Origin of the sequence: Pseudooceanicola sp. (assembly GCF_041987405.1) — a bacterium.
Taxonomy (GTDB): domain Bacteria; phylum Pseudomonadota; class Alphaproteobacteria; order Rhodobacterales; family Rhodobacteraceae; genus Pseudooceanicola.
This window is the reverse complement of sequence record NZ_JBHIWR010000001.1, coordinates 449,799-475,092: the sequence shown is the minus strand read 5'-3', so window position 1 is coordinate 475,092 and position 25,294 is coordinate 449,799. Positions and strand designations below refer to the sequence as shown.

Genomic DNA, 25,294 nt, shown 5'->3' with positions numbered 1-25,294 from the left:
TATTTTCGGAAAGATGAAGCATCGCGTCAGACGTTCAGCAGCAGGTGCTCCCGCTCCCAGGGGCTGATGACGCCCAGGAACTCCTCGTATTCCGTGCGTTTCACAATGGAATAGACGCGGCAGAACTCCTCTCCCAGGACCTCCGCGATCCCCGCGGCCTCGTCCATTGCGTCCAGCGCCTCGCCAAGGGTGCGGGGGAAGTCGCCGTCGCCGTCGTATGCATCGCCGCGGAACTGTTTCTCCGCCCGTTCTTCGCGCATGAGGCCCAGATAGCCCGCCGCCAGCGAAGCGGCAATCCCGAGGTAGGGGTTGCAATCCATGCCTGCCACCCGGTTTTCCACCCGCCGCGCTTCGGGCGAGGAGATCGGCACGCGGATGCCTGTGGTCCGGTTGTCGCGCGCCCATTCCAGGTTGATCGGCGCGGCGTGGTCCTTCACGTAGCGGCGGTAGCTGTTCACGTAAGGCGCCAGAAGCGGGATCACCTGCGGCAGGTGGTGCTGCAGCCCGCCTATGAAGCTGTAGAAGGCATCCGTTTCGCCCCCCTGCGGTCCGGTGAAGATATTCTTGCCGGTCTCCATGTCGAGGATCGAATGGTGCACATGCATTGCACTGCCGGGCGCATCGCCGATCGGCTTGGCCATGAAGGTGGCGAAACAGTCGTGGCGCAGCGCGGCCTCGCGGATCAGCCGTTTGAAGTAGAAGACCTCATCCGCCAGCTTCACCGGGTTGCCGTGGCGCAGGTTGATTTCCAGCTGCCCGGCGCCGCCTTCCTGGGTGATGCCGTCGATCTCGAACCCCTGTGCCTCGGCGAAATCGTAGATGTCGTCGATCACCGGGCCGAACTCGTCCACCGCGGTCATGGAATAGGCCTGACGCGCCGCGGCCGGGCGGCCGGAGCGGCCCATCATCGGCTCGATCGGTTTGGCCGGGTCGAGGTTGCGGGCGACGAGGTAGAACTCCATCTCCGGCGCGACCACCGGCTTCCAGCCCTGGTCCTCGTAGAGCTTCACCACCCGTTTCAACACGTTGCGCGGCGAATAGGGGATCGGATTGCCCTTGCGGTCAAAGGCGTCATGGATCACCTGAAGCGTCCAGTCCCCGGTCCAGGGCGCCGCCGTCGCGGTGGAGAAATCCGGCCGCAGCGTCATGTCAGGCTCGATGAAGCCTTCCTCGCCTGCCGCTTCGCCCCAGTCGCCGGTGATGGTCTGAAAGAAGATCGAATTGGGCAGGTGGAAGAACTGCTGCCGGGCGAATTTCGTCGCCGGAACCGCCTTGCCCCGGGCAATGCCCGGAAGGTCGGAGATAATGCACTCCACCTCGTCCAGGCGTCGCCCTTCCAGATAGGCGCGTGCGGGCTCGGGCAGTTTCTCGGTCCAGTCCTCGCTCATGCCATCGCCCCCTCGAACAGCGCGGCGATCCGATTGGCCTCGCTCCGGTTGTCGACGGGCAGATCCAGCGCCGCCTGCGCCGCCTCGCGGGTCGGGGTATCCAGCAGATCCCCGCGCACCCGCAGCAGGCCTGCGACCTCGCGCCGGTCGAACTCCGGATGGGGCTGGATCGTGTAGATCCGGTCGCCATAGGCCAGCGCCGCATAGGCGCAGCGATCGGAGGCGGCCAGCACCCGCGCCCCCTCGGGCAGGGCGGTGATCTGGTCCTGGTGCCAGGCGTTCAGCGCGCGCTCGCCGTCGGCGAAGCGATAGATCGTGCGCCCGACGGACCAGCCGCCATCGAATTTCTCCACCCGCCCGCCAAGGGCCTGGGCGATGATCTGATGACCGAAGCAGATGCCGACCAGTGGGCGGCCCGCGTCGCGGATCTCGCGGATCAGCGTCTCCAGCGGCGGGATCCAGTCGTGATCCTCGTAAGCCCCGTGCTTGGAGCCGGAGATCAGCCAGCCGTCGCAGGTCGTCGCCCCGGCGGGAAAGACGCCGTCGCAGACGGGGAAGACCTTGAACTCAAAGCCGTAGCCGGAGAGGAAATTTTCATAAAGCGCGCCATAATCGCCGGTTTCCCCCTGAAGCTCGTCGGGGAAATGGCCGCATTGCAGGATGCCGATCAGCATAAGTCACCAGTTGGTTGGGTCGCCCCGAAAGTAGTGGAGCCGTCAGAGGGCGGCAAGGGGGGCGCCGTCCATTCCGGGACAAAGACTGTGGCACGCGTGCGAAGCCATGGTAACATCGCCCCGCGCCATGTCGGCGCCGGAGGGCCGGGCATGGAGCGCGATCACGTCAGCACGAACCGTCAGATCTGGGACGAGGATGCCGTCAACTGGATCGAGGCGGGCGAACGGCTCTGGGCGCTGGAGACACCGGAATGGGGCAACTGGGGCGTGCCGGAGGCCAACGTGCCGCTGTTGCCTGCGGACATGACCGGCCAGCAGGCGATCGAACTGGGCTGCGGCACGGGCTATGTCTCGGGCTGGATGGCGCGGCGCGGGGCGCAGGTGACGGCCATCGACGTCTCGCCCCGTCAGTTGGAGACCGCCCGCCGCCTGGCGGCCCACCACGGCGCCGAGATCACCTTTATCGAAGGAAATGCCGAAGACACGGGTCTGCCGGACGGCGCCTTCGACTTTGCCATTTCCGAATATGGCGCCGCGATCTGGTGCCCGCCCGAGACATGGCTGCGCGAGGCCTGGCGCGTGCTGCGTCCCGGCGGGCAGCTGGTGTTTCTTGGCAATCACCCGATCTCGCTGATCTGTTCGCCCCTGAACGGCGCGCCCTGCGACAGGGCCCTGCACCGCCCCTACCGGGACATGTGGGGGGCAGATTGGACCCAGGTCGAGATCGAGCCGAGCGGGATCTGCTTCAACCTCACGACCTCCGACTGGATGCGCCTGTTCGCCGAGATCGGTTTTGCCGTCACCGGATATCAGGAGGTCTATGCGCCGGACTGGGCGCAGGGCACCCGCGCGGCGGTGCCTGCGGACTGGGCGCGCGATTTTCCGGTGGAACAGGTCTGGCATCTGGCCAAGTCCGGGTAAGCCGGACAGCGGGGCGTCAGACGGTTTCCAGGTAGGTCTTCCAGTGCTGTTCGGCGGGCATGCCTGCCAGGCGCGCCATCTCCTGCCGTTTTGTCAGCACATAGTTCTTGATCAGCGTCTCCGGGAAAATCCGCGCTATCAGCTCGTCGTCCTCGAATGTGTCGATGGCCGTGGCCCAATCGGCCTTGAGGCGCGGCAGGTCCAGCTCATAGGCGTTTCCGGCAATCGGGGGCGGGGCGATCAGGTTGTCCTCTATCCCCGACAGCGCCGCCCCGAGGATCGCCGCCAGCGCCAGATAGGGGTTGTTGTCCCCCCCGGCCACACGATGTTCGATCCGCCGCGCGGCGGGATGGCCGCCGGGGATACGCAGGGCCGCGGTCCGGTTGTCATAGGCCCAACAGGCCCCGGTCGGCGCATGGCTGTCCTCGACAAAGCGGTCGTAGGAGGGGCCGTGCGGCGCAAACACCAGGGTCGAGGCGGGCAGGGCGGCAAGGCAGCCCGCCACGGCATTGTGCAAAAAGGCCGTCCCCTCCGGCCCGCCATTGTCGAAGATGTTCTTCCCCTGGCGGTCCAGGACCGAGAAATGCACATGCATGCCCGATCCGGCCTCATCCAGCAGCGGTTTCGCCATGAAGGTCCCGGCCATGTCGAACTTGCGTGCCATCCCCTTGATCAGCGCCTTGAACAGCCAGGCGTCATCCGCGGCGCGCAGGGCCTCGCGGTGGTCCAGGTCGATCTCGAACTGGCCCAGCCCCGCTTCGGAAATCGTGGATTGCGCCGGGATATCCATATCCTCGCAGGCGTCATAGACCGCCGAGAGGAACCCGTCGAAGGCATCCAGCTGCCGCAGCGACAGGATCGCATTGCCCTGCAGCGGGCGGCCCGATTGCGGGTTTTCCGGCGGATGCAACGCCGCGCCGCTGTCATCGACCAGATAGAACTCCATCTCGATCCCGGCCTGCACGGTCCAGCCCATTTCGGCATAGCGTTCCAGCACCGCGCGCAGCGCATGGCGCGGATCGCCCAGGTAGGGGAAGCCGGTGTCGTGATACATCTCCATCGGCACCAGGGCGGAGGGCGTGTCGAGCCAGGGCATCGGCACCGGGCCGCGCGCCGTGGGCATCATCACCCCGTCCGCATCGCCGGTGTCGAAGACCAGCGGGCTGTCCTTGATGTCCGCCCCCCAGATGTCGACGTTCAGCACCGACAGCGGCATCCGGACGGAGCCCTCGCTCAGCTTGTCATAGGCCGACCGGGGCAGGCGCTTGCCGCGCATCTGGCCGTTCAGATCGGCGGCGGCGACACGGAAGGTGCGGATATTTCCAAGGGGCATGTGTCAACGAACCATCTGGGGCCGCGCGCGCAGGCGGGGCCGTTTGTCCTGTGGCAGGTGCCGGTTGAGATGCCGGTAGACCCGCCCGTAGGCAAGAATGATCCCGAGGCTCAGCAGGATGAAATAGAAGGCCAGGATCGGATAGGGGATGAACGGGTTGAAGGTCTTGTCCGCGAGGTAATTCGCATAGTACAGCGCGTCGCCCTTCTGCTGCCACGCCGGGAAGGACGAGAAAAAGACCAGTGTGGTCGCATGGGTCAGGAAGATGGATTCATTCGTATAGGCGGGCCAGCCAAGGCGCAGCATCGTCGGAAAGGTGATCCGCCGGAATTTGGTCCAGCCGGAGAAGCCATAGGCCTCCGCCGCCTCCAGATCACCCTTGGGCACGGACCGCAGCGCGCCGTAGAAGATCTCTCCGGTATAGGCGGAGGTATTCAGGAACAGCACGATCAGCGCCCCCGCCGCCGCGCGGGTCAGCCAGCGGGTCTCGGCGGTCAGGATCGTGAAGCCGAGGTTCAGCTCGATCCCGTTCTTGGGCAGCAGGGTGAAGGCCTCGTAGAAGAGGAAGAACTGGATGAAGAGCGGCGAGCCGCGGAAGACGAAGATGAACCAAGCTGCCGGTTTGCTGATCCAGACGATGGCGGAATTGCGCGCCAGCGCCAGCCCGACCGCCAGGCCGAAGCCCAGAAGCAGGGCGAAGAGGGCGAAGTAGATGTTCCAGATCAGCCCCGACCCAATCAGGGTGAACTGCTGGCACAGGGTGAAATCGGTCTTCGGCAGCAGCCGCTCGCCGATCCCGACGGAGCGCAGCCCGTAGTCCGCGATGGTCTGGAGACAGCTCATGCCCGCGCCTCCTCCATCCCCGCCGCGGTGGCCTGCCCGCGCGACAGCCGACGGGTGAGCCGGGCAAAGCCGACCTCCGACACCTTGGTCAACAGCAGGTAGAAGACCAGCAGCGCCAGGAAATACCACAGCCGCCAGTCCGGATGCGGATAGTCATAGGCAGAGGTCTTGCGCCCGCCCAGCTCCCGCGCCCAGAAGACGACATCCTCGATCCCCAGAAGGAACAGGAGCGGCGTCGCCTTGATCAGGATGAGCCAGAGGTTCGACAGGCCGGGCAGGGCATAGATCCACATCTGCGGGATCAAGACGCGCCAGGTGGCCTGGCGCCGGGTCATGCCATAGGCCTCGGCGGTTTCCATCTGCGCCCGGGGCACCGCATCCATTGCACCGCGCAGCACAAAGGCCGCGAAAGCCCCGAAGACAAAGGCAAAGGCCGCCATGCCAAGCGCCACACCATAATATTCATGCACCCACTGCGGCGATGAGGAGAGCGGCAGTTTCGCCTGCGCACAGACGACAAAATCGCTGCCCTGCCGGATCGGATCGCTCCAGTCCGGACATTTTACCTTGTGGCGCAGCCATTCCAGCCCCTGATCCAGCGCCAGCGGCATGAAGAGGAAAAACGCGATGTCCGGCACCCCGCGCACGAGGGAGGTATAGCCAACCCCGATCCAGCGCACCGGCGCCACATGCGACCGCGCGGCCAAGGCGCCCGCAAAACCGACCGCCAGCGCGATCGGCGCGGTGATCAGCATCAGCGCGATGACGAAAAAGAAGCTCTCATAGAAAAGGAGATGCTTGCCCGTGGTCAGGTAGCAGGAGAGCCATTGCAGCCCTTCGAGCGTTTTCGGATCGGTGCAGTAACTGAACATCGGCGGGCATGCAGATCGGGCGGCACCAGTGGCGCCGCCCGAAAGGACTTAGTAGGTCAGGGCGTCTTCGCCGAACCACTTCACGATCATCGGGTTCAGCGTGCCGTCGTCCTTCATCGACTGGATCGCCGCGTCGAACTTGTCACGCAGTTCCGTGTCGCTTTCCCGCAGGCCCATGCCGACACCGCCGCCAAGCGGGACGAAATCGCCGACAAAGACGAAATCGCCGCCGGATTCCTCGACGAAGGGCTTGAGATAGTCGTGATCCGCCATGACCGCATCGGCCTCGCCGTTCTGGACGGCGGCGATGGTTTCATCCGGCGTGGCGAATTCCACCAGCGTCGCGCCGGTCTCGGCCACATGAGCGGCCTGGATCGTGCCGGTCTGCGCGGCAACGACACCGCCCATGATGTCCACATCATCGCTCAGCGCCATATAGGCGGAGTTCGAGGGCGGCGTGTAGTTCTGGGTGAAGTCGATGACCTCGTCACGCTCGTCGGTGATGGACATGCCTGCGATGATCACATCGTAGTTGCCCGACACCAGGTTCGGAATGATCGAGTCCCAGTCGTTGGTGACCCATTCGCAGGTCAGTTCGGCGCGCTTGCACAGCTCGTCACCCAGTTCGCGTTCGAACCCGTCAACCTCGCCCGCATCGTTGATGAAGTTGAACGGCGCATAGGCGCCTTCAGTCCCCAGGCGGATCGTCTTGCCATGGCTCTCGGCCATCACCATCCCGGCGGACAGGGCAAGGGCTGCAGTCAGCATCAATGTCTTCATACTATTGGCTCCCTATTGGGCGGCATCCTACGTGCCGCTTCTGGTCAGACAGCCTTGGCAACAATTGCTGCCAAGACAAGAGGCTTTCGCCCGAAAATTGCGCATCCGCCCCGCTGACGAAGCGTCAGGATGCATGGCTAGGCAGCCGTCGTCAGGCCGAAGCCGTCGCGGAAAGGAACTGTCGCAGCCGTTCCGATTTGGGCGCGCCAAACACCTCCTGCGGGGTTCCGGCCTCCTCGATCCGGCCCTGATGCAGAAAGACGACCCGGTCCGAGACATCCGCCGCCAGGCGCATGTCGTGCGTCACCATCAGCATCGTTCGCCCCTCTTGGGCGAGGTCCTTGATGACCTTGACCACCTCCTGCTCAAGCTCCGGATCAAGCGCCGAGGTCGGCTCGTCAAACAGCAGCGCCTCCGGCTCCATGCAGAGCGCGCGGGCGATGGCGGCCCGCTGCTGCTGCCCGCCGGACAGCTGCGCGGGCCAGGCATCGGCCTTGTCCCCGATGCCGACCTTGGCCAGATATTCCCGCGCCTTGCCCTCCACCTCCGCCCGGTCACGGCCCAGGACTGTCACCGGCGCCTCCATCACGTTCTGCAGGATCGTCATATGGGCCCACAGGTTGAACTGCTGGAACACCATCGACAGGTTCGTCCGGATGCGCAGAACCTGCTTGGGGTCGGCGGGACGGCGGGCCAGGCCATGTCCCTTCCAGGTCACGGCCTCCCCCTTGAACAGGATTTCCCCCTGCTGGCTGTCTTCCAGCAGGTTGGCGCAGCGCAGCAGGGTCGACTTGCCCGATCCCGATGACCCGATGAGCGAGACCACGTCGCCCCGGTTGGCCGTGATGGCCACCCCTTTCAGCACTTCCAACGCGCCAAAGCTCTTGTGAAGGTCGTGGATTTCGATCACGGGGGGCTGCTGCAATGTCGGGCCTTTCCTTTTGAGTGGCCCGAGTAGGACGCAAACCGGACCCGAATGCAACAATCGCGGTGCTTGCCCTGTCGGAAACTGCCCGATTTTCGGGCGCTTGTCGCTGTTCAGACCTGTTCAGACCCGGGGCGTCGGCACGGCGAGGTAGAGCGCCTCGTCCACATCCACCACATCGCGCAGGTGAAGCTGCGCGCGATCCTGCGCTGACACCTCCGCCACGGCCTGACGCAACGCGTGCCGCAGCACCCTGACCGTTTCGGCATCGCGATGCCCCGCGGTGATAAAGGGTGTGGCCGGTGTCGGCTCCGTCTGGCCGATCACCTGCAGATCCCCGGCCCAGGGATCATGGGCCTGAACCAGACGCCAGCTTTGCGCGTCGATTGCCGTGATGTCGGCCTCGCCCTGCGCCACCATCCGGGCGGACTGGCGATGCGACCCCGATGCCACCTCGGATTTGAACCCGACCCCCAATTGCGCCGCGTGGTTGAGGATGGAGGCCCATCCCGATTGCGAGCGTCGTTCATTATAGGCAAGCCGTTTGCCATGCCATTCGGTCGGCGCGGTGGCGCGGTCCCGCGCGCGGACAACGATCTTAGACGCATAGAACCCCGGGGGGCACCCCTCCAGCCCGTAGTCCGGTGACCCCAGGATCCGGACCTTGCCAACCAGCCTCGCGCGATAGGGCAGGCCGCAGGTTTGTGACAGGATCAGATCCGGCGCTTCCCACTGCGCCCACAGGTCCCCGTCCCGTGTCAGCCTCTCGGGCAGGCGCAACCCGGCCGCCCGGGCATGGTCCGCGATCGACGCCCAGAAGCGATCATTGGCAGGCCGGACCTCCGGCCAGTCGTACATCGGAAGGCTGGCGATCACCCGTTCGTCACGCGCAGCCGCGCGGCGTTGCTGTCGCGATCCGCGACGCCCAGAAGCGACGCGGTGAGGCGCAGGAGGGCGTCCTCCTCGGGATCCCGTTCACCATCGGCCAGCACCACGGACCAGAGCGCCTCGACAACGCCAAGGCGATCTTCATAGGCCACCGCATCCTTGATCGCGCGGGTAAAACGCACGGTATCCGGGGCGCGTGCCTCGATCTCTTCGGCCTCGCGGACCAACTCTTCCGCCGCTTCATGGCCAATGCAAAACCGGGTTTGCGCAATCTCAAGAATGGTTTTCTTTTCACGCCGATCATAGTCGCCATCGCTGCGCGCAATGCGTACAAGCAGCGAAACGAGCGCCAGTCGCGCGTCATTTTCGGTCAATGGATCGGGCTCGGGGCGGACCAGCCGCGTTAACAAATCGGCAAACATACTTGGGATATAGTGGTTCCAAACCGGTCCGCCAATCCAATTGCGGGCGTCGCGTCACCAGAATGGTGGGGTGGAATTGAATATCTGTCTGGGGATGGCGAAATTTCGCTTCAATTTTCGACATACCGCATTGCGGAATTCTCCCTTTGGTTGCATGGCCAAAGTTTTGCCCCAATTAGATGCAACGGTCAGACCAACGACAAAACGTCGTCGGCACAAACGAACTACAACCCCCCGAAGAGGGAAGGCGGACAAATGCTGGCCATCGTGCAGAAAGATTGGACTACTCTGGCTCCGGAGCGCCAGATTGCCATGCTTAAGAAACTCAAACCGGACATGCTGTGTAGCTTTGTCCGGCGTCTGGACCCGACCGAACTGGATCTCTCGGTTCTACGCTGGGTCGCGGCGCGGCAGGAACTGGATCTCGGCACGGCGCTGACCCTGTTCTTCGCCTTCAACCCACGGCGCTACAACCTGCTCCCGCGTGAGGCGATGGATGATGATGTCCGGGCCCGTTGCTCGGTGATCGACGTGCTGTGCCAGCGGATCAACTGCGGCTTCTACGTGCCGATCGCCTCCCGCCGGATGGACAACCCCGCGCTGGTCGCGGAATGGATCAAACGGCAAAGCGAGAATATCGAGGCCGGGCGCCGCAGCCGTTGGGTCTTCGATGCCTCGATCCTGTCGCCGATGCTGGTGGACAAACCCAAGGCGGGGCAACGTGCGGGTCGCGGATCGGCCCGGCCGGGCCTGATCCAGGGGCTTTTCACACCGCTTTTCGTGTCGAACAAATCCTGACGCTTAGTATTTCGACGGAACATACAGCTCGGGCGGCAGCACATGCCGCTCGTAATCGCTGTTGTAGACCCTATCCGGCAGGGTGATCTCCTCGCCCGGCACTTCCTCATAGGGAAAGAGCGAGAGCAGGTGGTCGATGCAGTTCAACCGCGCCCGCTTCTTGTCATTGCCCGGCACGATGTACCACGGTGCTTCGGGGATGTTGGTGCGTTCGAACATCTCCTCCTTGGCGCGGGTGTAGTCCTCCCATCTGATGCGTGACTGCAGATCCATGGGCGACAGCTTCCACTGTTTCAGCGGATCGTGAATGCGGATCAGGAAGCGCAGCTGCTGCTCCTCATCCGTGACCGAGAACCAGTATTTCACCAGTCGGATCCCCGACCGCACCAGCATCCGCTCGAACTCCGGAACGTCCTGAAAGAACTGTTCCACCTGGTCCTCATCGGCAAAGCCCATGACACGTTCCACTCCAGCCCGGTTGTACCAGGACCGGTCGAACAGCACGATTTCCCCGCCCGCAGGCAGATGCGGCACATAGCGCTGGAAGTACCACTGCGATTTTTCGCGCTCGGTCGGGGCGGGCAGGGCCACGGTGCGCACCACACGCGGGTTGAGCCGCTGCGTGATCCGCTTGATCACGCCGCCCTTGCCCGCACTGTCGCGCCCCTCAAAGATCACGACGACCTTCTCGTTGTTCGCGACGACCCAGTCCTGCAGATTGATCAGCTCTGACTGAAGCCGCAGCAGATCGCGGAAATACTGCGGCCGCGGGATCGAGGGGCCGTGAGCCTTCTGATAGATCTCGCGGATCTTGAGCGAGAGGACGGCATCCTCCATCTCAAGCTCGACCTCCTCATCCAGCGAGTCCCGCAATTCGGATTCGAGCCAATCTTCGGCATTCTTGAAATTATCCGCAGACATCGGGGCTCCTTCTCGCAGGCTGACAGGCCCGGCGCGTCCACCGCACCGGGGTTCCCGCGCATTTAACCAATCTTGTGTGACAGTCACATAGCAGCTTTTCGCGCGGGCCGGTTTGTTTCCTCCACACCCAGAACGGAGAAGGAGCCATCGCTCTCCAGAATGATCGCGGCCGCCTCTTCGGGGTGCGCGCTATGTCCATTTGCGCGCAGCACGGTCATCAACTCGTCCTCGGTCACGCGTGCGCGGCGCATGGCATCGTGGCACAAAATACCATCGCGCAGCAGCAGGGTGGGTTCGGACCGCATCATCCCCGCGAACCGCTCCGATCGCACGGACAGAAAGGTGACAACAAACTGCAGCACGACCAGCAGCGTAAGCGCGGTAAGTCCCTCGGCCAGCGCCACCGTGTTGGACAGCAGGATGGTCGCGAGGGTGGAGCCGAGCGCCACCGTCACCACCAGGTCAAAGGCGTTCAGCTTGGACAGGGTGCGTTTACCGGAAACGCGGACGAGCAGGATCAGGTATACGTAGGCGAGGACCCCGACGATCAGCACCCGCGCCACGCCGGACCATCCCTGGAAAAAGACATCTTGCATCATGCGGGACCAATGGTCCGGGACGCCCGCAGGTTCCAAGGGTGTCGCTTAGCCCGCGGATCACACCAGCCGCGACACCTCTTTCGCGGCGCGCACGAAATCGGCGAACAGCGGGTGCGGATCGAAGGGTTTCGACTTCAGCTCCGGATGGAACTGGACGCCGATGAACCAGGGGTGATCCTTGACCTCGACGATCTCGGGCAGACGCCCGTCGGGAGACATGCCCGAGAACCACAGCCCGCAGTCCTCCAGCTTGTCGCGGTACTTCACGTCCACCTCATAACGGTGGCGGTGACGTTCCTCGATCGTGGTGTCGCCATAGACCTCCGCCACCTTCGATCCCTCGGCCAGGGCGGCCGTGTAGGACCCCAGGCGCATGGTCCCGCCCTTGTCGTCATCCACCTTGCGCTTCACGTTCTGGTTGCCCTGCACCCATTCCTTGAGGTGATAGACAACCGGCTCGAACCGCTTGCCGCCAGCCTCATGGTCGAACTCCTCCGACCCGGCCTTGGTCAGCCCGGCCAGGTTGCGTGCGGCCTCGATGACGGCCATCTGCATCCCCAGACATATCCCCAGGTAGGGGATTTTCCGTTCCCGTGCGAACTGGGCCGCCTTGATCTTGCCTTCGGTGCCGCGCTCGCCAAAGCCGCCGGGCACCAGGATCGCGTGATAGCCTTCGAGATAGGGGGCGGCGTCCTTCTTGTCGAAGACCTCCGCATCGACCCATTCGACATTCACCTTGATCCGGTTGGCCATCCCGCCGTGGATCAGTGCCTCCTTGATCGACTTGTAGGCGTCTTCCAGCTGCGTGTATTTGCCCACAACGGCCACGGTGACCTCGCCATCGGTATTGTGGATGCGGTCATAGACATCCTGCCAGACCCGCAGATCGGGCTTGGGCGCGGGGGCGATCTGGAAGGCGTCCAGAACCGCCTGATCCAGCCCCTCGCGGTGATAGGCCAGCGGCGCCTCGTAGATCGACTTGAGGTCATAGGCGGCGATCACGCTCTCGGGCCGGACATTGCAGAAGAGCGCCAGCTTGCCGCGCTCCTTTTCCGGGATCGGCTGTTCGGAACGGCAGACCAGGATATCCGGCTGCAACCCGATCGACCGCAACTCCTTGACCGAGTGCTGCGTCGGCTTGGTCTTCAGCTCGCCCGACGCCGCCAGCCAGGGCAGCAGCGTCAGATGCATGAAGATGCACTGGCCGCGTGGTTTGTCCTGGGCGAACTGGCGGATCGCCTCGAAGAAGGGCAGGCCTTCGATATCGCCGACGGTGCCGCCGATTTCGCAGAGCATGAAGTCCACCTCATCATCACCGATGCTGATGAAGTCCTTGATTTCATTGGTCACATGCGGGATCACCTGGATCGTTTTGCCCAGGTAGTCGCCCCGCCGCTCGTTCTCCAGCACGTTGGAATAGATCCGGCCGGAGGACACGGAGTCGGTCATCCGCGCCGCCACCCCGGTGAACCGTTCATAATGGCCCAGGTCGAGATCGGTTTCCGCGCCATCGTCGGTCACGAAGACCTCGCCATGTTCGAACGGCGACATCGTGCCCGGATCGACGTTGAGGTAGGGATCGAGCTTGCGCAGACGGACCGAATATCCGCGGGCCTGCAGGAGAGCGCCAAGAGCCGCGGATGCCAGACCTTTCCCAAGGGACGACACAACGCCGCCCGTGATGAATATGTACCGCGCCATGGTCGAAGGCTCCCGTGAAAGTCTTGTGCGGAAGATCGCAAATCTTAACGAAACGGGTCCTTTCGGACCCTGTCTCACGGGATTTGAGATCTAACAGATTCGCGGAGGACTGTCCATCCATGCCGCAAGATGATGTTGGGGCAGGAGGCCCGCCCGCAAGGGATGGTGGATCAGTCGGCCGAGGGCGTCAGCGATCCGCCACCGGTCGGGGACGGCGGCAGAAGCGATCCGCCCCCCGGTGCCTCGGGGGTTTCCGGCGTCTCTTCCTGAACAGCCGCGGGGCTGAGCCGGTCGAGAACCGATGCGCCTGCGGATTTCTCCGCCGCGATGATCGTGAGGGCGATGGAAGTGCCGATGAAGGCCGCCGCCAGGATCCAGGTCACCTTGGACAGCGCCGTCGCAGCCGCCCGGCCCGACATCGCGCCGCCACCGCCGCCACCCATGCCCAGCCCGCCGCCTTCGGAGCGCTGAAGCAGCACGACGCCGATCAGCGAAAGCGCGAGAAGCAGGTGGATGATGAGGACAACGTTTTCCATGTAGTCGGGCCTGTCGGTCAAAGCGTCATTGCGCCCCGGCGATCACCGCGGCGCGTTTCGCGGCTAGATAGGATGTTCGGGGCAGGGCTGCAAGGGCTTTGGCCCTGATCGCCCGTCAATCCTCCACATCGTCCACATCCGCCTGTCCCGAGACCCGGCGCCGCACGATCGACCAGCTCAGCCCGATGCCCAGAACCAGCGACAGCGCGACGATCCCGATCCAGGTGTTGATCCCGGGATTATCCAGCCGCACCAGCCCGAAATCGACCAGCACCCAGATCAGCGCTGCGACGATGGCGACCACCAGCGCCATCCCGAACGGCCCGATGGAGCGTAGGGTCGCCCGCAGGTAGATGATATAACCGACCAGCAGGACCAGCCCGGACAGCACGATGATCGGCATCTGCTCCGGCCAGCTGCGCCCGACCCAGGCGGAAAAGTTCCACGGCGTCGGGTTATAGGTCAGCGCGATCAATACGAAGGCGATCAGCCAGCGGATGATGAATCCCATGTCTACCTCGTCTCGGTTTTCCCAAGGCTTGGCCAATCTTTGGCCGCCTGTCCAGTCTCACGGTCCCGAGGTGCAGGGGTAGGCCGATGATCCTCGCCCGCGGTTCCACACTCAAAATCCCGCAGAAATCCCCGTCACGGCTTGCCACCGAAATTCCGGTTTCCGTTCCCCTTGGCTTTAGCTACAAGGGCGCCGTTTGGACCGAGCCGGAGGAATGCGCCATGGCCAATGTTGTCGTCGTCGGGGCCCAGTGGGGTGACGAGGGAAAAGGCAAGATCGTTGACTGGCTGTCGGAACGCGCCGATGTCGTCGTCCGGTTCCAGGGTGGGCACAACGCGGGCCATACGCTGGTGATCGACGGCAAGGTCTACAAGCTGCACGCTCTGCCCTCCGGCGTGGTTCGGGGCGGCAAGCTGTCGGTGATCGGCAATGGCGTGGTCCTCGACCCCTGGCATTTGGTGTCGGAAATCGCCACCGTTCGCGAACAAGGCGTCGAGATCAGCCCCGAGACACTGATGATCGCGGAAAACACGCCGCTGATCCTGCCGATCCACGGCGAACTGGACCGTGGCCGCGAAAACCAGAACTCCGTCGCCAAGATCGGCACGACCGGCCGTGGTATTGGCCCGGCCTATGAGGACAAGGTCGGCCGCCGCGCCATCCGCGTCGCCGACCTGGCCGATGATGCAACGCTCGTGGCGAGGGTGGACCGCCTTTTGGTGCATCACAACGCCCTGCGCTCCGGCCTGGGTCTGCCGCCGGTCGACACGGATGCACTTTTGGAACAACTGCGCGCCATCGCGCCGCAGATCCTGCCCTATGCCGCCCCGGTCTGGAAAGTGCTGAGCGAAAAGCGCAAAGCGGGCAAGCGCATCCTGTTCGAGGGCGCTCAGGGCGCGCTTCTGGATATTGATTTCGGAACCTATCCCTTCGTGACCTCCTCCAACGTGATTGCCGGGCAGGCGGCCACCGGAACCGGGATCGGCCCGGGCGCCGTCAACTTCGTCCTCGGCATCGTGAAGGCCTATACGACCCGCGTGGGCGAGGGGCCCTTTCCGACAGAACTGCTGGACGAGGACGGCCAGCGTCTGGGCGAACGCGGCCATGAATTCGGCACCACCACGGGCCGCAAGCGCCGCTGCGGCTGGTTCGATGCCGCCCTGCTGCGCCAGACCTGCGCGACCTCCGGCATGAACGGCATCGCGCTGACCAAGTTGGACGTGCTGGACGGGTTCGAGACACTGCGCATTTGCGTCGGCTACGACCTGGACGGCGAACGGCTGGACTATCTGCCGACCGCTGCCGATCAACAGGCCCGCTGCAAACCGATCTACGAGGACATGCCCGGCTGGTCCGAATCCACCGAGGGCGCGCGCAGCTGGGCCGACCTGCCCGCCAATGCGATCAAATACGTCCGCCGGGTCGAGGAGCTGATCGACTGCCCCGTCGCGCTGCTTTCCACCAGCCCCGAGCGGGACGATACCATCCTCGTGACAGACCCTTTCTCGGACTGAGGTGGGGGCAGTCAGACAGAATATTCGGTCCGCAATCCTTGCGGGCCGAGCCAATGTATCGACCGCGCCGCCGTTATCACACTGACTTGACAGGACAAGTTGCCAGATCATTCGGTCTGCGTCGGCGCTGCGCCCCAACCCGACCGCCCCTTGCCGGTCTCCGATCGGCAGGCTAAATCCCCCCGATACCGGAAGGAGAGCCCATGGCCCTGAGTTACAAAGCCCGCCGTCGCTGGTCGCTGATCATCCTCGTCATCGGCCTGCCGCTCTACATCGTGCTGGCGGTGAACCTCGTGGCGCTCTTCGACCGGCCCGGCATCCTGGCCGAACTGGCGATTTACATCGTCCTCGGCGTCATCTGGGCCATCCCGTTCAAGTTCGTCTTCAAGGGCGTCGGCAAGGAAGACCCCGACGCGCCGCGCGACGACTGATCCACTGCCGCGCCACGCGGCATCCCACCCTGAAAGCCCCCTGCAGCCCCGGTTTTTCACCGAAGGCCAATTGCCATTCCCCGGCAAAATGGGTCAGATACGCGCATCATTTTGGAAACGTTTCCTATGCGCCCGGCCAAGACGCCACCCCACCTCTGGACCCTGATCCTGCTGACCGCAAATTCGGTCCTGACCCTCAACATGTTCCTGCCCTCCCTGCCAAATATGGCAGAGGATTTCGCGGTCACCTATGGCGTGATGAGCCTCGCCGTCGGGGCCTATCTGTTGATGACCGCCGTGACGCAGTTATTGATCGGGGCCCTCTCGGATCGCTATGGGCGTCGCCCTGTCATTCTGATCGGCATGGCGATTTTTGTCGCTGCATCAGCGGTCTGCGCCCTGACGGAAAGCTTCACCATCTTCCTGATCGCCCGACTGTGCCAAAGCGCCTCGGCCACGGGGATGGCCCTGTCGCGCGCGATCATCCGTGATCTCTTCGATGAACGGGAATCCGCGTCGAAGATGGCGACTGTCGCAATGATCATGGCCATCGCCCCGATGCTCGGCCCGACCCTGGGCGGTGTGATGGACAGCCTGTTCGGCTGGCGTGCGAATTTCGTCTTCTACACGGGCACCGGCGCGGCCCTCTTCATCCTGGCCTGGTTCGATTTGGGCGAAACGCATCGGCACAAATCCGAAACCTTTGGCGCCCAGTTCCGCGAATATCCCGAACTGGTGCGGTCCCGGCGTTTCTGGGGCTATGTGATCTGCGCGTCCTTCTCCGTCGCGACCTTCCACATCTTCGTCTCCGGCGCACCGTTGGTCGTCTCTGCCGCCTTTGGCATGGGCACGGCGCAACTGGGCGCCTACATGGGGACGATCACCCTTGGCTTCATCCTCGGCTCGGCCATCTCCAGCCGCATCTCCGCGCGCTACCAGCTTTCCACGATGATGATCGCGGGCCGTCTGGTTGCGGCCATCGGCCTTGGCTTGGCAGCATTGCTGATCCTGGGGGGCTACCTGTCGATCCCGCTCTTCTTCGGGGCTATGGTCCTCTCCGGCGCCGGCAACGGCATGACCACGCCGAACGCCAATGCGGGGGCCATGTCCGTCCGCCCCCATATCGCGGGGAGCGCCTCCGGCCTGTCGGCGGCGATGATCGTCTTTGTCGGGGCGATTGCCACCACCGTCACCGGCGCGCTGGTCACCGAAGCGAACGGGGCAGTGCTCCTCCCGGCGCTGATGTGCTGCGCCAGCGTGATCGGCCTCGTGGCCGCGCTCTATGTGCGCAGCATCGACCTGGCCGAGGCGCGGGGCCTGCGGGCCTGAGCGCCGGGCCTCAGACCGCGACCGCGCCCTCTCCGTCGCCCTGCCGGGCCTTTGTCGCCCCGCGTTTGATCGCCTGGACGACCAGCCCCTCGATCGCAGTGCCCCGGTCCATCCGCAGTCGGTCGCGGGTCATCCAGACAACGAACCCCGCCGTCTCCAGCAGCTCCGCCAACGCTTGCTCCGAATGCGCGTAGCGGCGGCTTTCGCGCAGGACATAGGCCTCCGGCCCGTCGTGGCGCTCCACCGTAAAGGCAAAGCGGCCGCCCGGCGCCAGCGCACCGGCAACCCAGCCCGTGATCCGTTCGAGCGCGCCGAGATAGGCAAAGACATCCGCCGCGGCGATCAGGTCCCAGCCTGCCGGAGCAGGGGCCAGGGCCGAAAGGTCGCGTTTCTCCAGCCGGTCGTAGAGCCCCTTCGCCGCCGCCTCCCGCAGCATCTCGCCAGAGATGTCCCAGCCTTCGAGGTAGCCCGCCGTCCCGCGCAGCTCCGCCCCCATGAGGCCGGTCCCGCAGCCAAGGTCGAGAACCCGGTCGAACCGGCCCGACAGCCCCGCACGCAGCAGCTGCGGGGCCCGGTAGTCGAGGCGATCCATTAGCGCCGCGTCAAAGCCCGCCGCATACTGGTCGAAGAGCGTCTCCACAAAGGCCGGAGGCATGCTGTCGGCCAGCGACCGCGCCCGCAGGGTGTCGACCATGAGCGCGGCGCCGAGCCTGTCTTCGGGGTCGAGCGACACCGCCATGGCAAAGGCCTCCGCTGCGGCCTCCGCATCAGCGCCGGTCAGGATCTCGCCCAGTCGGAACCACCCGGCGACCCAGTACGGCGCGAGGTCGAGCGCCTGCCGGAAGAGGTCCGCGGCAGCCCGGGGGTCATCGGGTAATAGCGCCTCGGCATAGGCGGCGCGGCGGTCGGCGATCAGGTCGCCGGAGGTCATCTGGAGCGGAATCATGGGAACCACGAAAAAGGCCGGGCATGATCGCCCGGCCCGCGCCATTTACGCCTGCCGCCGGATTAGTCAAGCGGCGTTGCAGCGCACCATGCCCCGGCGCGAGGCTGGAGGCGTCCCGGCAGCCGGGTTCGCAAGGCGGTGCAGTAGAACACTATGCCCCGGCCCCGCGCCGGGGCCTCGCCAGAAACCGCCACGCGGCCCTGGTCACTGATCAAACGCAGGCGACTGCATCCGCGAGGCCCCGGCGCAGGGCCGGGGCACGACGTGGGATCACCCCAGTTCCGCCATCCGGTCCAGCGCTGCCTGCAGCTTGGCCTGTTCGTCCTGCCGGGCGGCCAGATTGGCGCGCGCTTCCGCGACGACCTCCTCGGGGGCGCTGTCGACAAAGGCCGGGTTGTTCAACCTGCCCTCAAGCCCGCCGATCTCCTTGCCGAGCTTGGCCAGCGACTTCTCCAGCCGCGCGGTCTCTGCCGAGACGTCGATCACATCCGCCAGCGGCAGGCCAAAGGTCGCGCCCTCCGCGGCGATGGTGACGGTGCCCTTGGGGAACGCCTCAACCCAGGTCAGGCTGTCGACGCGGGCCAGCCGCTTGATCAGCGGCTCGTTCCGTGCCCAGGCGCCCTGCTGCGGCTCGCCCCAGTCCGACACGACCAGCGGCACATGCAGACCGGCGGGCACATGCATCTGCGCGCGGACCGACCGGATGTCTTCGATCAGCCCGACGACCCAGTTCATCTCGCGATCCGCCTCGGCGTCGATCAGATCGGCGCCATAGGTCGGCCAGTCCGCATGGACCAGCATCTTCGGTCGCGACCCGGTAGCGGACCACAGTTCCTCGGTGATGAAAGGCATGATCGGATGCAGCAGGATCATGCATTGATCCAGAACCCAGCCCATGACCTTCTGCGTCTCCATCCGCTCCGGCGCATCTTCGGCCAGCAGGGGCTTGGCAAATTCGACATACCAGTCGCAAACCTTGCCCCAGACAAACCGATAAAGCGCGGTTGCCGCGTCGTCGAACCGATAGGCCGCCAGCGCCGCATCCACGGTTTCACGCACCCGGGCGGTTTCGCCAATGATCCACTTGTTCACCGTCGCCACGGCCTCCGGCACATCCACAGCAGGCGCGCCGTGGTCGTAGACGCCGTTCATCTCCGCGAACCGCGTGGCATTCCACAGCTTGGTGCCGAAATTCCGATACCCAGCGATCCGCTGCGTATCGAGCTTCAGCACACCGCCGAGCGAGGCCATCGCCGCATTGGCAAAGCGCAGAGCATCGGCGCCGTATTCGTCGATGATCTCCAGCGGGTCGATGACGTTGCCGACCGTCTTGGACATCTTCTTGCCCTTCGCGTCGCGCACCAGACCATGCAGGTAGACGTCCGAGAACGGTTTCTCGCCCACCACGGCCAGCTGCATCATCATCATCCGCGCGACCCAGAAGAACAGGATGTCCTGCCCGGTGACCAGCACGGAGGTCGGGAAGTATTTCGCCAGCTCCGGCGTCTCCTCCGGCCAGCCGAGCGTACCGATCGGCCAGAGCCCGGAGGAGAACCATGTGTCCAGCACATCGCTGTCCCGCCAGACGGGGTAGAGCAGATGCGTCGGGTCCTGGCTGGCCGTGTAATCGGCCAGGGACTGCGCCAGCGTCTCCCGCGCGGTGGCGCGATCCGCCACTTCGACCACCCTGGCATGCGACAGGGGCGTGGGCAGCCGGTCGAGCACGTCATGGAATTGCGCTTTCACCGCGTCGAAATCATGGGCGCAATGCAAATGCTCCTCGCCGCGCAGCAGGTGCTGATCCGAGAGCAGGCGGGTGATCTCCACCATGTCCAGCGCGCCGTCGGCCTCGTCGTCCGTGAACCCCTCGCGGGCCAGATCGAAGCCATACCAGACCGGGATCTGATGGCCCCACCACAGCTGGCGCGAGATGCACCAGGGCTCGATATTCTCCAGCCAGTGGTAATAGGTCTTCTCGCCCGACTCCGGCATGATCCGCACGTCGCCGTTGCGCACGGCGTCCAGCGCCGGGCCGACGATTTTCTCGGCGTCCACGAACCACTGGTCCGTCAGCATCGGCTCGATGACGACCTTGGAGCGGTCGCCGAAGGGCTGCATGATCGACTTCGCCTCGACCAGCGGCACCATATCCTGGCCCTGCGCCGGGACCTCGCCACTCTCGCCACCGTCAGGCCCCGGCTCGGGGGCCGGGGCACGTGCCGCCTTGCCCAGACGCGGATCGTCGGCCACCGTCATCACCGCCAGCCCCTCGGCGGTGATCTCCTCCACCACCTTGGCGCGCGCCTCGAAACGGTCCAGCCCGCGCAGGTGATCGGGGACGAGGTTCAGCGTATCGACCTCCGCGCCGGAGAACTCCGCGCCATTGGCGATCTCCTGCGCCCGGGTGGCACAGGTGGCATAATCCTCGCCGTCGTCGCGCATCTGCGCGCGGCTGTCCATCAACCGGTACATCGGGATGCCGCCGCGCTGCGCCACAGCGTAGTCGTTGAAATCATGCGCGCCGGTGATCTTCACCGCGCCGGAGCCGAAGTTCTTGTCCGGGTATTCGTCAGTGATGATCGGGATCAGGCGGCGATGCTCCTTCGGCCCCACGGGGATCTCGCAAAGCTTGCCGACGATCGGCGCATAGCGTTCGTCCGAGGGATGCACGGCCACGGCGCCGTCGCCCAGCATCGTCTCGGGCCGGGTCGTGGCGATGGAGATGTAGTCGCGGGTCTCGCGCAGCACGACGTTCCCGTCTTCATCTTTCTCCAAATACTCATAGGTCTCGCCACCCGCCAACGGGTACTTGAAGTGCCACATGTGCCCCGCGACATCGAGGTTCTCGACCTCCAGATCGGAGATCGCCGTCTCGAAATGCGGGTCCCAGTTAACCAGCCGTTTGCCGCGATAGATCAGCCCCTTGTCGAACATGTCGACAAAGACCTTGATCACCGCGTCATGGAAATTCGCCACCACGGTCTCGCGGTCCGGGTCGCCCTCGGCCCCACCCATGGTAAACGCCTCGCGCGACCAGTCGCAGGAGGCGCCAAGTCGCTTGAGCTGCCCGATGATCGTGCCGCGCGTCTTGACCTTCTGCTGCCAGACCCGCTCGATAAACGCCTCACGCCCCATCTCGGTCCGCGAGGGCTCCTGGTTGGCGGCCATCTCGCGTTCGGTCACCAGCTGCGTGGCGATGCCCGCATGGTCCGTGCCCGGCTGCCACAGCGTGTCAAAGCCCTGCATTCGCTTCCACCGGATCAGGATGTCCTGCAGCGTGTTGTTGAAGGCATGGCCCACATGCAGCGATCCCGTCACGTTCGGCGGCGGGATCATGATGGAGAAGGCGTCACTGCGCGAGGCATTCGCCCCGGCCTTGAAAGCCCCGCTCTCTTCCCAGGCCTTGTAGATACGGTCTTCGGCTTCGCTGGCGTTGAAGGTCTTTTCCATCGTCATGACGGCACATTCCCTGATCTTTTCGCAACGGGGCATACCCAATCGCTCTCCGAAGGGAAAGAGCGGATACCGTATGGCGCGGCCTCTGGACACGGGCGGTTCCTGCGTTAGGGTCGCCCCAAACGAATGAGGAACCGCAGTATGGAAAAATTCGGCAAGAGTCAGTCCGTGACCCGGGTGGAAGATATCCGCTTCCTGACAGGTGATGGCCGCTACGTTGATGATATCACGCCGGAAAACGCGCTTCATCTTTATGTCTTCAGGTCCTCCGTGGCCCATGCGCGGATCACCACCCTGGACCTGACCGCCGCGCGCGAGGCCGATGGCGTCTATCTTGTCGCCGCGTCCGAGGATCTGCATGAATTCGGCATTACCGGCGGGCTGGGCTCGGTCACGGTGAAGAACCGCGACGGATCGCCCGCGGCCAAGCCCAAGCACCCTATCCTGGCGGAGGACCGCGTGCTCTGGGTCGGTCAGCCGATCGCGCTTGTGGTGGCCGAAACCCCCGAGGCGGCCAAGGACGCGGCCGAACTGATCGAGTTCGATTACGAGGAGCTGCCCGCCCAGATGGCCCTGGCCCACGGCGACACCGATCTGCACGCGGAGGCCCCGGGCAACCTGGCCATCGACTATCTGCTGGGCCGCGAGGCGGAAACCAAGGCCGCTTTTGCCGAGGCCGAACATGTCGTGCGGGCGGATGTGGTGGACAACCGCGTCATGGTCGCCTCGCTCGAACCTCGGGGGTGTTACGCCGAATGGGCCGACAACCGCATTCACCTGTCCTTCAACGGCCAGGGGGTCTGGGGACCGAAGAGCGAACTGGCCAAGCTCATGGGACTGGAGCAAGACCAGGTCCGCGTCACCACGCCCGATGTCGGCGGCGGGTTCGGCATGAAGGCCAAGCTATATCCCGAATATGTCATGGCCGCCTATGCCGCCCGTTTCCTCGACCGCCCCGTGCGCTGGATGTCCGACCGGACCGAGGCGATGCTGTCGGACAACGGTGCCCGCGACCTGAGGCATGAGGTCGCCCTGGCCTTGGACGCCGACCACAAGCTGACCGGCTATCATGTGAAGACCAAATCCAACCTCGGCGCCTTCAACTCCAACTTCGGCCAGCTGATCCAGACCTACCTTTTCGGCCGAGTCCTCATGGGGGTCTACGACTGTCAGAACGCCCTGTTGGAGGTCGAGAGCTACTACACCAACACCACCCCCACGGATGCCTATCGCGGCGCCGGGCGGCCCGAGGCGATCTATCTGCTGGAACGCGCGATGGATTATGCCGCGCGCGAATTGGGCGTCGATGGATGGGAGTTGCGGCGCAAGAATTTCATCAAACCGAAGGACTTTCCCTATAAGTCCGTCACCGACGAGCTCTACGATGTGGGGGATTTCGAACGCCTGCTTGACCGCGCGTCGGAACTGGCGGACCGCCCGGGCTTTGCCGCCCGCCAGGCGGAGGCGGCCGAACGGGGTCGCCTGCGCGGTCTGGGGCTGTGCTACTATATCGAAAGCATCCTCGGCGATCCCTCCGAGGGGGCGAAGGTCGAATTCCTCGAGGACGGCACGGTGAACATCTACGTCGGCACACAATCGAACGGGCAGGGGCATGAAACCGTCTATGCCAAGTTCCTGTCCGATCAGTCCGGCATCCCGATGGAGGATATCCGCGTCATCCAGGGCGACAGCGACCTGATCGCCCAGGGCGGCGGGACCGGTGGCTCGCGCTCCGTCACGACGCAGTCCAACGCGACCCTCGCTGTCGTCGGCTCCATGGTCGAGAAATTCACCGGCTTCCTGTCGGACAAGATGAATGTCGACGCCGCGGATGTCAGCTTTGATGACGAAAGCTTCCGCATCAAAGGATCGAACGCCGCGCCCACCATGCAGGATGTCGCCGAAATGGCGCGCGAGGCCGGGCGCGACGATCTGCTGGTGCATGAGGAACGCGCGCAGCTTCCGGGCCGTTCCTACCCGAACGGTGCCCATGTGGCCGAGGTCGAGGTTGACCCAGACACCGGCAATGTCGAAGTCATCGCCTATACGGTCGTCGACGATTTCGGCAATCTCATCAATCCGATGCTGGCCCAGGGCCAGGTGCACGGCGGGGTGGCCCAGGGCCTGGGCCAAGCGCTGATCGAAAACGTCACCTACGACGAGGACGGCCAGCTTCTGACCGCCAGCTTCATGGACTATGCCATGCCCCGGGCCCGGTCGATGCCTTTCGTCGGCTTTGCCACCGAACCCGTGCCCTCCACCGCCAACCCCATGGGCATGAAGGGCTGCGGCGAGGCGGGGACGGTCGGCTCCATGGCGGCGGTGTCGAATGCGGTGATGGATGCGCTGGCCCAGGCCGGTGTGACCCGGGGCGACATGCCCTTCACGCCGCACCGTGTGTGGGAGATGCTGGGTGAAGCTCAACCGGCTGAGTGACGGACTTCTCAGGGTCATCCGCCCGCGCTGGTTGTTCCGCGCGCGGCGGAATGTTCCCGCTGTCCGGCGCGGGCCGGTTTCGCATGTCATCATCCTCGACGGCACCATGTCCTCCATCCAGCCGGGGGAGGAGACGAACGCCGGCCTGATCTACAAGCTGCTGTCGGAGCTGAGCGGGCCGGAAATCTCCGTCTATTACGAGGGCGGCGTGCAATGGACCAGCTGGAAGAACACCCATGAGGTGTTGATGGGGCGCGGCATCAATCGCCAGATCCGCCGCGCCTATGGATACCTCGCCTCGCGCTACCGCCCCGGCGACCGGATCTACCTCTTCGGCTATTCCCGCGGCGCCTACGCCGTCCGCTCGCTCGCCGGTGTTCTGGACCGCGTCGGCCTGCTGCGAACCGACGCCGCGACGGAACGCAACGTGCAACTGGCCTACCGCCACTACCAGGCCGAGAACGAAAGCGAGGCCTCCCGCGCCTTTGCGGCGGCCAATTGCCACCCCGGTGTGCAGATCGAGATGATCGGCGCCTTCGACACGGTCAAATCCCTTGGCCTGCGCCTGCCAATGCTGTGGAAATTATCGGAACCCAACCACTCCTTCCACAACCACGCCCTGTCGCATTGCGTGAAGGCGGGCTTCCATGCCCTGGCGCTGGAGGAAACCCGCGCCGTCTATGCCCCGGTCATGTGGAGCAGCGATCCCGACTGGTCCGGTCGGCTGGAACAGGTCTGGTTCGCCGGGGCCCATGGCGATGTCGGCGGCCAGCTCGGCGGGTTCGAGGAGGCGCGGGGCCTGTCGAACCTGCCGCTGGTCTGGATGCTGCTGCAATCGGAACTGCGCGGGTTGCCGCTGCCAGACGGCTGGCGCCGCCGCTTTCCGACCGATCCGGACGCGCCCTCGGTCGGCATGTGGCGGAGCTGGGGCAAGCTTTTCCTGATCCGCGAGAAACGCGTGATGGGGCAGGACCCCTCCGAACGCATCCACGAAAGCGCTATCGCCCGCGGGCTGCAATTCCCCGTGTCCGGTCAACGGCAGCGCAACGCCTGAAGGCGGCCCCGTACTT

At 64.7% G+C, this 25,294-nt stretch carries 23 protein-coding genes; 7 read left to right on the top strand and 16 right to left on the bottom strand.

Annotated features, from left to right (window positions below; all coding sequences use genetic code 11):
• Positions 1-26: 26 nt before the first annotated feature.
• Positions 27-1,388: a glutamine synthetase family protein gene (locus tag ACFC2Y_RS02285; protein WP_375173435.1), complete on the bottom strand. Its 1,362-nt coding sequence runs from the start codon at positions 1,386-1,388 to the stop codon at positions 27-29.
• A complete protein-coding gene (locus ACFC2Y_RS02280) occupies positions 1,385-2,062 on the bottom strand; it encodes a type 1 glutamine amidotransferase (protein WP_375173434.1) in 678 nt (225 codons plus the stop codon). Before ACFC2Y_RS02280 ends, ACFC2Y_RS02285 begins: the two co-directional genes overlap by 4 nt.
• An 87-nt stretch (positions 2,063-2,149) precedes the next feature.
• On the opposite strand from ACFC2Y_RS02280, the gene ACFC2Y_RS02275 reads away from it, so the two are divergent.
• Positions 2,150-2,983, top strand: a complete 834-nt coding sequence (locus ACFC2Y_RS02275) for a class I SAM-dependent methyltransferase (RefSeq protein WP_375186393.1) — start codon at positions 2,150-2,152, stop codon at positions 2,981-2,983.
• Between the two features lie 16 nt (positions 2,984-2,999).
• On the opposite strand, the gene ACFC2Y_RS02270 is transcribed toward ACFC2Y_RS02275, so the two are convergent.
• The 7 genes from ACFC2Y_RS02270 to ACFC2Y_RS02240 all read right to left on the bottom strand — a co-directional run bounded on the left by ACFC2Y_RS02270 (position 3,000) and on the right by ACFC2Y_RS02240 (position 9,046).
• A complete protein-coding gene (locus ACFC2Y_RS02270) occupies positions 3,000-4,316 on the bottom strand; it encodes a glutamine synthetase family protein (RefSeq protein WP_375173432.1) in 1,317 nt (438 codons plus the stop codon).
• A 3-nt stretch (positions 4,317-4,319) separates the two neighbouring features.
• Positions 4,320-5,159, bottom strand: coding sequence for an ABC transporter permease subunit (locus ACFC2Y_RS02265; RefSeq protein WP_375173431.1), 840 nt, complete (start codon positions 5,157-5,159; stop codon positions 4,320-4,322).
• Complete coding sequence (locus ACFC2Y_RS02260) at positions 5,156-6,031, bottom strand: ABC transporter permease (RefSeq protein WP_375173430.1); 876 nt, start codon at positions 6,029-6,031, stop codon at positions 5,156-5,158. Before ACFC2Y_RS02260 ends, ACFC2Y_RS02265 begins: the two co-directional genes overlap by 4 nt.
• A gap of 48 nt (positions 6,032-6,079) precedes the next feature.
• Complete coding sequence (locus ACFC2Y_RS02255) at positions 6,080-6,811, bottom strand: transporter substrate-binding domain-containing protein (protein ID WP_375173429.1); 732 nt, start codon at positions 6,809-6,811, stop codon at positions 6,080-6,082.
• 151 nt (positions 6,812-6,962) lie between these two features.
• Positions 6,963-7,736, bottom strand: coding sequence for an ABC transporter ATP-binding protein (locus tag ACFC2Y_RS02250; RefSeq protein WP_375173428.1), 774 nt, complete (start codon positions 7,734-7,736; stop codon positions 6,963-6,965).
• 123 nt (positions 7,737-7,859) lie between these two features.
• Positions 7,860-8,612, bottom strand: coding sequence for a phosphate/phosphite/phosphonate ABC transporter substrate-binding protein (locus ACFC2Y_RS02245; RefSeq protein ID WP_375173427.1), 753 nt, complete (start codon positions 8,610-8,612; stop codon positions 7,860-7,862).
• Positions 8,609-9,046 carry a TerB family tellurite resistance protein gene (locus ACFC2Y_RS02240; RefSeq protein WP_375173426.1) on the bottom strand — a complete coding sequence of 146 codons (438 nt, stop codon included), beginning with the start codon at positions 9,044-9,046 and terminating at the stop codon, positions 8,609-8,611. The genes ACFC2Y_RS02245 and ACFC2Y_RS02240 overlap by 4 nt, the downstream gene beginning before the upstream one ends.
• A gap of 312 nt (positions 9,047-9,358) precedes the next feature.
• On the opposite strand from ACFC2Y_RS02240, the gene ACFC2Y_RS02235 reads away from it, so the two are divergent.
• Complete coding sequence (locus ACFC2Y_RS02235; RefSeq protein ID WP_375173425.1) at positions 9,359-9,844, top strand: hypothetical protein; 486 nt, start codon at positions 9,359-9,361, stop codon at positions 9,842-9,844.
• A gap of 3 nt (positions 9,845-9,847) precedes the next feature.
• On the opposite strand, the gene ppk2 is transcribed toward ACFC2Y_RS02235, so the two are convergent.
• The 5 genes from ppk2 to ACFC2Y_RS02210 form a co-directional block, all read right to left on the bottom strand.
• Complete coding sequence (gene ppk2, locus ACFC2Y_RS02230) at positions 9,848-10,765, bottom strand: polyphosphate kinase 2 (RefSeq protein ID WP_375173424.1); 918 nt, start codon at positions 10,763-10,765, stop codon at positions 9,848-9,850.
• 83 nt (positions 10,766-10,848) lie between these two features.
• On the bottom strand, positions 10,849-11,364 hold the full coding sequence (locus ACFC2Y_RS02225) for a DUF421 domain-containing protein (RefSeq protein ID WP_375173423.1): 516 nt from the start codon (positions 11,362-11,364) through the stop codon (positions 10,849-10,851).
• A gap of 57 nt (positions 11,365-11,421) precedes the next feature.
• Positions 11,422-13,065: a CTP synthase gene (locus ACFC2Y_RS02220; RefSeq protein WP_375173422.1), complete on the bottom strand. Its 1,644-nt coding sequence runs from the start codon at positions 13,063-13,065 to the stop codon at positions 11,422-11,424.
• 170 nt (positions 13,066-13,235) lie between these two features.
• Positions 13,236-13,601, bottom strand: coding sequence for a preprotein translocase subunit SecG (gene secG / locus ACFC2Y_RS02215; protein ID WP_375173421.1), 366 nt, complete (start codon positions 13,599-13,601; stop codon positions 13,236-13,238).
• A 115-nt stretch (positions 13,602-13,716) separates the two neighbouring features.
• A complete protein-coding gene (locus ACFC2Y_RS02210; RefSeq protein ID WP_375173420.1) occupies positions 13,717-14,112 on the bottom strand; it encodes a DUF6524 family protein in 396 nt (131 codons plus the stop codon).
• Between the two features lie 221 nt (positions 14,113-14,333).
• Here ACFC2Y_RS02210 and ACFC2Y_RS02205 point away from each other — a divergent pair, with 221 nt between their 5' ends.
• The 3 genes from ACFC2Y_RS02205 (at position 14,334) to ACFC2Y_RS02195 (ending at position 17,386) form a co-directional block, all read left to right on the top strand.
• Entirely contained in the window at positions 14,334-15,626 is a 1,293-nt protein-coding gene (locus tag ACFC2Y_RS02205; protein WP_375173419.1) for an adenylosuccinate synthase, read from the top strand.
• 203 nt (positions 15,627-15,829) lie between these two features.
• On the top strand, positions 15,830-16,057 hold the full coding sequence (locus tag ACFC2Y_RS02200) for a DUF2842 domain-containing protein (protein ID WP_375173418.1): 228 nt from the start codon (positions 15,830-15,832) through the stop codon (positions 16,055-16,057).
• A gap of 126 nt (positions 16,058-16,183) precedes the next feature.
• A complete protein-coding gene (locus tag ACFC2Y_RS02195) occupies positions 16,184-17,386 on the top strand; it encodes a multidrug effflux MFS transporter (RefSeq protein WP_375173417.1) in 1,203 nt (400 codons plus the stop codon).
• Positions 17,387-17,396: 10 nt separating this feature from the next.
• Here the strand turns inward: ACFC2Y_RS02195 and ACFC2Y_RS02190 are convergent, their stop codons facing one another.
• Positions 17,397-18,332 (bottom strand): class I SAM-dependent DNA methyltransferase, encoded by a 936-nt coding sequence (locus ACFC2Y_RS02190; protein WP_375173416.1) that lies wholly within the window; start codon positions 18,330-18,332, stop codon positions 17,397-17,399.
• Positions 18,333-18,602: 270 nt separating this feature from the next.
• The gene (locus ACFC2Y_RS02185; protein ID WP_375173415.1) at positions 18,603-21,788 is read right to left on the bottom strand and encodes a valine--tRNA ligase; all 3,186 of its coding nucleotides are present in this window, start codon (positions 21,786-21,788) and stop codon (positions 18,603-18,605) included.
• Between the two features lie 141 nt (positions 21,789-21,929).
• Between ACFC2Y_RS02185 and ACFC2Y_RS02180 the strand changes: the two genes are divergently transcribed.
• Entirely contained in the window at positions 21,930-24,224 is a 2,295-nt protein-coding gene (locus ACFC2Y_RS02180) for a xanthine dehydrogenase family protein molybdopterin-binding subunit (RefSeq protein ID WP_375173414.1), read from the top strand.
• A complete protein-coding gene (locus ACFC2Y_RS02175) occupies positions 24,202-25,278 on the top strand; it encodes a DUF2235 domain-containing protein (RefSeq protein WP_375173413.1) in 1,077 nt (358 codons plus the stop codon). Before ACFC2Y_RS02180 ends, ACFC2Y_RS02175 begins: the two co-directional genes overlap by 23 nt.
• The last annotated feature ends 16 nt before the right edge of the window (positions 25,279-25,294 follow it).

Excerpts from the sequence above, each read along its gene's own strand:
- ACFC2Y_RS02205 (WP_375173419.1), top strand. The coding sequence starts at position 14,334 with ATGGCCAATGTTGTCGTCGTCGGGGCCCAGTGGGGTGACGAGGGAAAA.
- ACFC2Y_RS02285 (WP_375173435.1), bottom strand. The coding sequence starts at position 1,388 with ATGAGCGAGGACTGGACCGAGAAACTGCCCGAGCCCGCACGCGCCTAT.
- ACFC2Y_RS02270 (WP_375173432.1), bottom strand. The coding sequence starts at position 4,316 with ATGCCCCTTGGAAATATCCGCACCTTCCGTGTCGCCGCCGCCGATCTG.
- ACFC2Y_RS02235 (WP_375173425.1), top strand. The coding sequence starts at position 9,359 with ATGCTTAAGAAACTCAAACCGGACATGCTGTGTAGCTTTGTCCGGCGT.
- ACFC2Y_RS02280 (WP_375173434.1), bottom strand. The coding sequence starts at position 2,062 with ATGCTGATCGGCATCCTGCAATGCGGCCATTTCCCCGACGAGCTTCAG.
- ACFC2Y_RS02190 (WP_375173416.1), bottom strand. The coding sequence starts at position 18,332 with ATGATTCCGCTCCAGATGACCTCCGGCGACCTGATCGCCGACCGCCGC.
- ACFC2Y_RS02185 (WP_375173415.1), bottom strand. The coding sequence starts at position 21,788 with ATGACGATGGAAAAGACCTTCAACGCCAGCGAAGCCGAAGACCGTATC.
- ACFC2Y_RS02225 (WP_375173423.1), bottom strand. The coding sequence starts at position 11,364 with ATGATGCAAGATGTCTTTTTCCAGGGATGGTCCGGCGTGGCGCGGGTG.
- ACFC2Y_RS02240 (WP_375173426.1), bottom strand. The coding sequence starts at position 9,046 with ATGTTTGCCGATTTGTTAACGCGGCTGGTCCGCCCCGAGCCCGATCCA.
- ACFC2Y_RS02260 (WP_375173430.1), bottom strand. The coding sequence starts at position 6,031 with ATGTTCAGTTACTGCACCGATCCGAAAACGCTCGAAGGGCTGCAATGG.
- ACFC2Y_RS02195 (WP_375173417.1), top strand. The coding sequence starts at position 16,184 with ATGCGCCCGGCCAAGACGCCACCCCACCTCTGGACCCTGATCCTGCTG.
- ACFC2Y_RS02210 (WP_375173420.1), bottom strand. The coding sequence starts at position 14,112 with ATGGGATTCATCATCCGCTGGCTGATCGCCTTCGTATTGATCGCGCTG.
- ACFC2Y_RS02255 (WP_375173429.1), bottom strand. The coding sequence starts at position 6,811 with ATGAAGACATTGATGCTGACTGCAGCCCTTGCCCTGTCCGCCGGGATG.
- ACFC2Y_RS02220 (WP_375173422.1), bottom strand. The coding sequence starts at position 13,065 with ATGGCGCGGTACATATTCATCACGGGCGGCGTTGTGTCGTCCCTTGGG.
- ACFC2Y_RS02180 (WP_375173414.1), top strand. The coding sequence starts at position 21,930 with ATGGAAAAATTCGGCAAGAGTCAGTCCGTGACCCGGGTGGAAGATATC.
- ACFC2Y_RS02265 (WP_375173431.1), bottom strand. The coding sequence starts at position 5,159 with ATGAGCTGTCTCCAGACCATCGCGGACTACGGGCTGCGCTCCGTCGGG.
- ACFC2Y_RS02200 (WP_375173418.1), top strand. The coding sequence starts at position 15,830 with ATGGCCCTGAGTTACAAAGCCCGCCGTCGCTGGTCGCTGATCATCCTC.
- ppk2 (WP_375173424.1), bottom strand. The coding sequence starts at position 10,765 with ATGTCTGCGGATAATTTCAAGAATGCCGAAGATTGGCTCGAATCCGAA.
- secG (WP_375173421.1), bottom strand. The coding sequence starts at position 13,601 with ATGGAAAACGTTGTCCTCATCATCCACCTGCTTCTCGCGCTTTCGCTG.